Genomic DNA, 5,544 nt, shown 5'->3' with positions numbered 1-5,544 from the left:
AATCAACGCTTGAATAATTTTGCAAATAGGGATTTGGAAGACTTTGGACGAGTCACTTTATTCCCGATATAGCCTTGTTGAGATTTTTTTGGAAAATTACCAAAAGGCTCAATTCTATAGTTCTCTAGATCATAGCCAGCAGCAAGCGCTTCATTATAGTAGTCATCGAAAAGATCGACCAAATCCTGTCTTGGATGTGGTAAGACTTCACCGTCAAACCAATGCTCTACCCCTTCCTCATTCACTCTAGGTAGCGAATACTTATGACTAAATTGCGTTCCCATATCTGAGTAATGCAATATTTTGATTTCTTCTATTGCTAAATTTTCACCATCTATACAGTTATAACTGTCCTGATAAGGTTCAATCAGCTTTTTATTTTTTTTGAATAGCTTCATCATCTCTTTATGACTATCAATGTTGTCTTTTAGCTGCTCAACAGATGGAATATATTTGCGCGCTTTGGGGCAATCCCATATACAAGTACACAAGCGAGTCATATCAGCATTCGTCTTAGCAGACACTATAGACTGTCCTTCGATAGGATTCTGCCACAGCTTCGCTAAATCGTCTAAAATAACAACATCAGCATCCATATATATCGCACGTCCAGAGTAGTTACAATACTCTGGAATTGCCCATCTAAAACCAGAGAAAGGTGTTGACCATTTAGTAGTATCCCAGCCCTTACCAGTCTCAGGATTTGAATACCAGTAGCTATCAGGATCGCGCGATAGCTGCATCCATACTATCTCCACTGGCATACTAGTATGTCTATGAATACTATAATCTAGAACCATCATCTGCTCTAAATCACAGTTATTTGGGTCACAGCCAACAAAGACTTTGATGGTATCATTCGTGCTCATAATTCTATCCATTTACTGGGTGATGCTTCTATTCTCATGAAAATAAGGATAGAAAACATCAATACTAACTTCTGCGGATATAAAAATATTTAAATATAAGTTCAACCTACTCTCTCCAGTATTTTTCAATCCATCCTACTGGCAAGATAAAATGACGCAGATGGCGTAGTGGTTTTTTAAGGTTCTTGGGTTCTTTCAATCTTTTCAAATGATCTACTGCATTATTAGCAGCGTTTTTGTTATATCTTCCCTCAATTGCATGAGTAGGATATAGATCACCTGGGAAGATAACGATGCGTGCCCCTTTAGGGATTTTTGGTTCTTTAATATAATTTAGCGGAAACGGTTGACGACACTTACGTCTAAAGTGGGCCACCCATTTTTTTGGGAATAACTTGACACCATTTGGCGCATTACGAGTTACAAAGCGTTGCTCAAAGCGGTATTTATCAGCGATACCTTGCGGATCAGCTTTAAATTTTTCTTGAAGAGATACCAATGAACCAACTTGAAAACGAAAGCAAGACGTTTGCCCTAACCGCTCTAAGGGATTACTTGGATTATAAGACAAGATAACATCATCAGGTTTACCATACTCAAAAAAAGGATCAAGGCTATCGACGATAATGACATCCAAATCTACAAATAGAACGGTACCTGATAAATCACCTAGCTTTTCACCCCAGAGTCGTGACTTCGGCCATTTACCCAAGGTATTGGTTGGCATAGTCACATCTAAAGGAGGTAGCTCTTGACACTCAATCTCTGAACGAACGTCTGTAGTATCGTCAGTAAAGCAGACGAAGCGAAATGGTGGCGTAATGTTACGTGATACCATACCATAGAGCTTATTGGCATAATCAGCGCCGTATTTAGTGCCCCATTTAATACAGATAATTTGCTTAATATTATTGTTATATGCTGCTTTTGTACCCATTGGCATCGAAACTACTCACTTTAAATAGTATGAATAAATAATATGCTCCGTATATTAACATAAAAAAAAGACCGAACAATTATGTTCAGCCTTTTTAATTTTGTTAGATAACGTTAATCAATAAAGCTTAACCAGTCCATATACTTCTCATTACGCCCATGCACCACATCGAAGTACAAGGTTTGTAACTGCTCAGTCAATGGACCACGGCTACCGTTACCGATAGTACGATCGTCATACTCACGAATAGGCGTAACCTCAGCAGCTGTACCGGTCATAAAGATTTCATCGGCCAGGTAGAACTCATCTCGAGTGATACGGCGCTCAATGACGTTAATGCCCAAATCAGCGGCAAACTGTAAAATAGTGCGACGAGTAATTCCATCTAATGCTCCACCAGATAAGTCTGGGGTATGTAGCTCACCATTCTTGACTAAGAATAAATTCTCACCGGCACCTTGGCAAACAAAGCCTTGTGGGTCCATCAATATAGCTTCGTCATAACCATTACGAGTCACTTCTTGGTTAGCCATGATAGATACAGGATAGTTACTTGAAGCCTTAGCTTTACACATCGTGACATTTGGCATGTGGTGTGTATAAGAAGAGGTTTTAACGCGGATACCGTTTTGAATGCCCTCTTCACCAAGATATGTGCCCCAGTGCCAAGCAGCAACCATTGCATTGATACTGTTGCCATGGGAAGAAAGACCTAACTTTTCTGCACCAACCCAAATAAGTGGACGAATATAAGCTTCTGCTAACTCATTTTGTTTAACTACGTCTTTATGCGCTTGTTCAAGCGTAGCTGCATCAAAAGGTACATCCATTTGAAATATCTTTGCAGACCCTAACAGACGCTCAGTATGCTCTTTTAAACGGAAGATTGCGGTACGATTGTCATCAGTTTGATAAGCACGTACTCCTTCAAACACCGCCATACCATAATGCAAACTATGGGTAAGTACATGAACTTTGGCATCGGGCTGTTCAACCATCGTACCGTTCATCCAAAGCTTGCCTTCCTGTGTTGCCATATTCATGTAAGAATCCTTATGTTAGTACTAACGACTAACTTTTTGTTGAGTTTTGAGTAAGTATTTTAATTAAAATTGTATGATTACACTGAGTCCATATTAGTGTGCAAATGATTATATCATCGGCAAGCCAAACAAATGAAACATTTTAGTTTGTCATTGCATGGCTTTTATTTATACCCTTTGCCGTATAAATGCTTATTTTTCTTCTATTGAAGGTCCACCCATCAAATGCTGCCACTGAGACTGCCAAGCGCACGTGTCTCTGTCCATAGCAGCTCATCTACCAGCAATGATTGCTCAGCTAGTGCCAGCTGGTGGGCAGCCGCTCGTATACGCAGATACGCATCAGTTAAATCTTGGCAAACCTGCTCATCCCAAATCCCAAGTAGCGCAACCTCTTCAAATATGCGTACGTTGTCGCTCCACTTGGTCAGGCTTGGGTACTCATGCGAATACGCTAACACGACAAATTGCGCTAAAAACTCAATATCAATGATGCCGCCAGCGTCTTGCTTAAGATGAAACTTGCCTGCTTGTTGTTGCCACTGGCTAGTGCCCAAATGCTTTTGCATCTTGATACGCATACTTGTCACCTCTGTACGTACTTCATCAAGCGTACGTGGCAGGGACAATATCGTACGGCGAATATCACAGAAAAGCGCTGTTACACGTTTGTCGCCGCATATTGCCCGAGCACGAACCAGAGCTTGATGCTCCCAAGCCCACGCTTTTTCACGCTGATAAGTCTCAAAAGCATGGCAAGAAACCACCATCATACCTGCATTTCCTGAGGGACGCAGGCGCATATCAATCTCATAAGCGCGTCCATCACGCGTTTGCGTATTTAGATAAGTCATAAGCTTTTGAGCCAAACGTGCCGCGAACTTCATCCCACTTACTGACTTCTCGCCAGTCGTCATACCCTGCTCTTTTATCTTATGCAAAAACACCAAATCTAAATCAGATGAATAAGACAGCTCAAGACCACCAAGCTTACCATAACCAATAATAGCAAAACCGCAATCCGCTTCAGTTACTGGATCACCGTTTTGGGCGATAGGATAGCCGTAGCGCTTAACCAACTCTGCAAAAGCCCGTTCCAGTGCCGCTTCTAACACCACAGCTGCAATGTAAGTTAAGGAGTCAGATACTTTCATAATGGGTCGTTCAGCCAAGACGTCGCTCGCAGCAACGGCCAGCACTTGGTTCTTTTTAAACAACCGTAGCACGCTCAGTAGCTCTTCTTCGTCATCAGGCTCTACTCGTAAAAGACGCTGACGCAAGATGTCATGTAGCTCTAGTTTGTCTGGCAAATGACGATAACGCTGCTGTAAAAAGGTATCCAGTAAGACAGGATACCGTGCCAGCTCATTGGCAATCCAAGGGCTAGCAGACAACATCGGAATCAGCTCAACCGTGGCATTTGGGTTTTCTGCTATCATGACCAAGTAGATTGAGCGCCGACAGATGGCCTCAAGTAAATTGATGAGACGCGGTAGTGCACTATTGGCCAGTTGCTGCTGTTCTTGATGCGCAAGCAACGCATGCACGATTACCGGATAAGCGTCATCTAAACGTGTTCGAGCTTCATCGCTTAGGTTGGCGACCATTTTTGATTGCCAAAATGCCTGTAGTTGTGCGCGGTTTTGCTCCGTTAGTATGGTATTGAGCTGCGCAATTTGCTCATCAAGATTGGCATGGTCAAGCTCAGTGTCTTCTTGATCGGGTACTTGTCGTTCAGTCACCATACGCTCAAATGGAACATTGACATTTTCGCGATGTAGATTAAGCGTTGTTAGTAGTGCATTCCAAGTCTCAAAGCCTAAAGTAATGGCCAAATTATACTGCCAGTGTTCATCATTGGGCAGCCGCTGGGTCTGCTGATCGTTAATCGCTTGAATACCGTGTTCAAGACGGCGCAAAAACCGGTAAGCGGCCTGTAATTGACCATAGGTCGAGTATTCAAGATATTCAAGCTCGTACAGCACCTCCATCGCTTGCAGGCATGACTTGACTTGTAGCTGCGGATGACGACCACCGTAGATAAGCTGAAAGGCTTGTACGATAAACTCAATATCACGAATACCGCCAGCACCCAGCTTAATATTGTCCAAATCTTCTCGCTGTGCCACTTGATTTTGGATGAGAGATTTCATCTCACGCAAAGCCGAAAAAGCACTATAATCGACGTAATAGCGAAAAACGAAAGGCTTAATGAGCGCTTGCAACTCATCATAAAATGGCGGTGTAACCTGACCGACTACGCGTGCTTTAAGCCAAGCAAAACGCTCCCACGCTCGGCCATGGTTGGCAAAGTACTTTTGCAATGCTGATAGATGAATAGCCAAATCGCTACCATCACCCCATGGGCGCAAACGCATGTCTACTCGAAATACAAAACCATCTGCGGTACAATTATCCAATAGCTTAATAATACCTTGACCAAGACGTGTCATAAAACGTTTATTATCAATACTTCGCGTGCCTTGTGCTTTATCGCCATCAGTCTCGCCGCGCGCTTGATGGACAAATATCAGGTCAATATCACTCGATAAATTCAGTTCATGAGCGCCAAGTTTACCCATGGCCATAATTGCCATGTCATCAATACGCTTCACCCCTTTATCATCTATAAAAGTTGGCTTGCCATATTGGGCAACCAGTTGCTGATAAGTATATTCTTTGGCAAAGACTATAC

Annotated in this window: 3 protein-coding genes and 1 pseudogene; all 4 read right to left on the bottom strand. The window is 42.5% G+C overall.

Annotated features, from left to right (window positions below; translation table 11 throughout):
- Positions 1-2: 2 nt before the first annotated feature.
- On the bottom strand, positions 3-869 hold the full coding sequence (locus PENNN9_RS05285) for a glycosyltransferase (RefSeq protein ID WP_058368679.1): 867 nt from the start codon (positions 867-869) through the stop codon (positions 3-5).
- Positions 870-975: 106 nt separating this feature from the next.
- Positions 976-1,812 carry a glycosyl transferase gene (locus PENNN9_RS05280; protein WP_082638001.1) on the bottom strand — a complete coding sequence of 279 codons (837 nt, stop codon included), beginning with the start codon at positions 1,810-1,812 and terminating at the stop codon, positions 976-978.
- A 107-nt stretch (positions 1,813-1,919) separates the two neighbouring features.
- Positions 1,920-2,849: a branched-chain amino acid transaminase gene (locus tag PENNN9_RS05275; protein WP_058368678.1), complete on the bottom strand. Its 930-nt coding sequence runs from the start codon at positions 2,847-2,849 to the stop codon at positions 1,920-1,922.
- Positions 2,850-3,041: 192 nt separating this feature from the next.
- Positions 3,042-5,544 (bottom strand): annotated as a pseudogene (glnE, locus tag PENNN9_RS05270) (bifunctional [glutamate--ammonia ligase]-adenylyl-L-tyrosine phosphorylase/[glutamate--ammonia-ligase] adenylyltransferase); the annotation flags it as partial.

Origin of the sequence: Psychrobacter sp. ENNN9_III (assembly GCF_001462175.1) — a bacterium.
Classification (GTDB): Bacteria; Pseudomonadota; Gammaproteobacteria; order Pseudomonadales; family Moraxellaceae; genus Psychrobacter.
This window is presented reverse-complemented; position numbering and strand designations above follow the sequence as displayed.

Excerpts from the sequence above, each read along its gene's own strand:
- PENNN9_RS05285 (WP_058368679.1), bottom strand. The coding sequence starts at position 869 with ATGAGCACGAATGATACCATCAAAGTCTTTGTTGGCTGTGACCCAAAT.
- PENNN9_RS05280 (WP_082638001.1), bottom strand. The coding sequence starts at position 1,812 with ATGCCAATGGGTACAAAAGCAGCATATAACAATAATATTAAGCAAATT.
- PENNN9_RS05275 (WP_058368678.1), bottom strand. The coding sequence starts at position 2,849 with ATGAATATGGCAACACAGGAAGGCAAGCTTTGGATGAACGGTACGATG.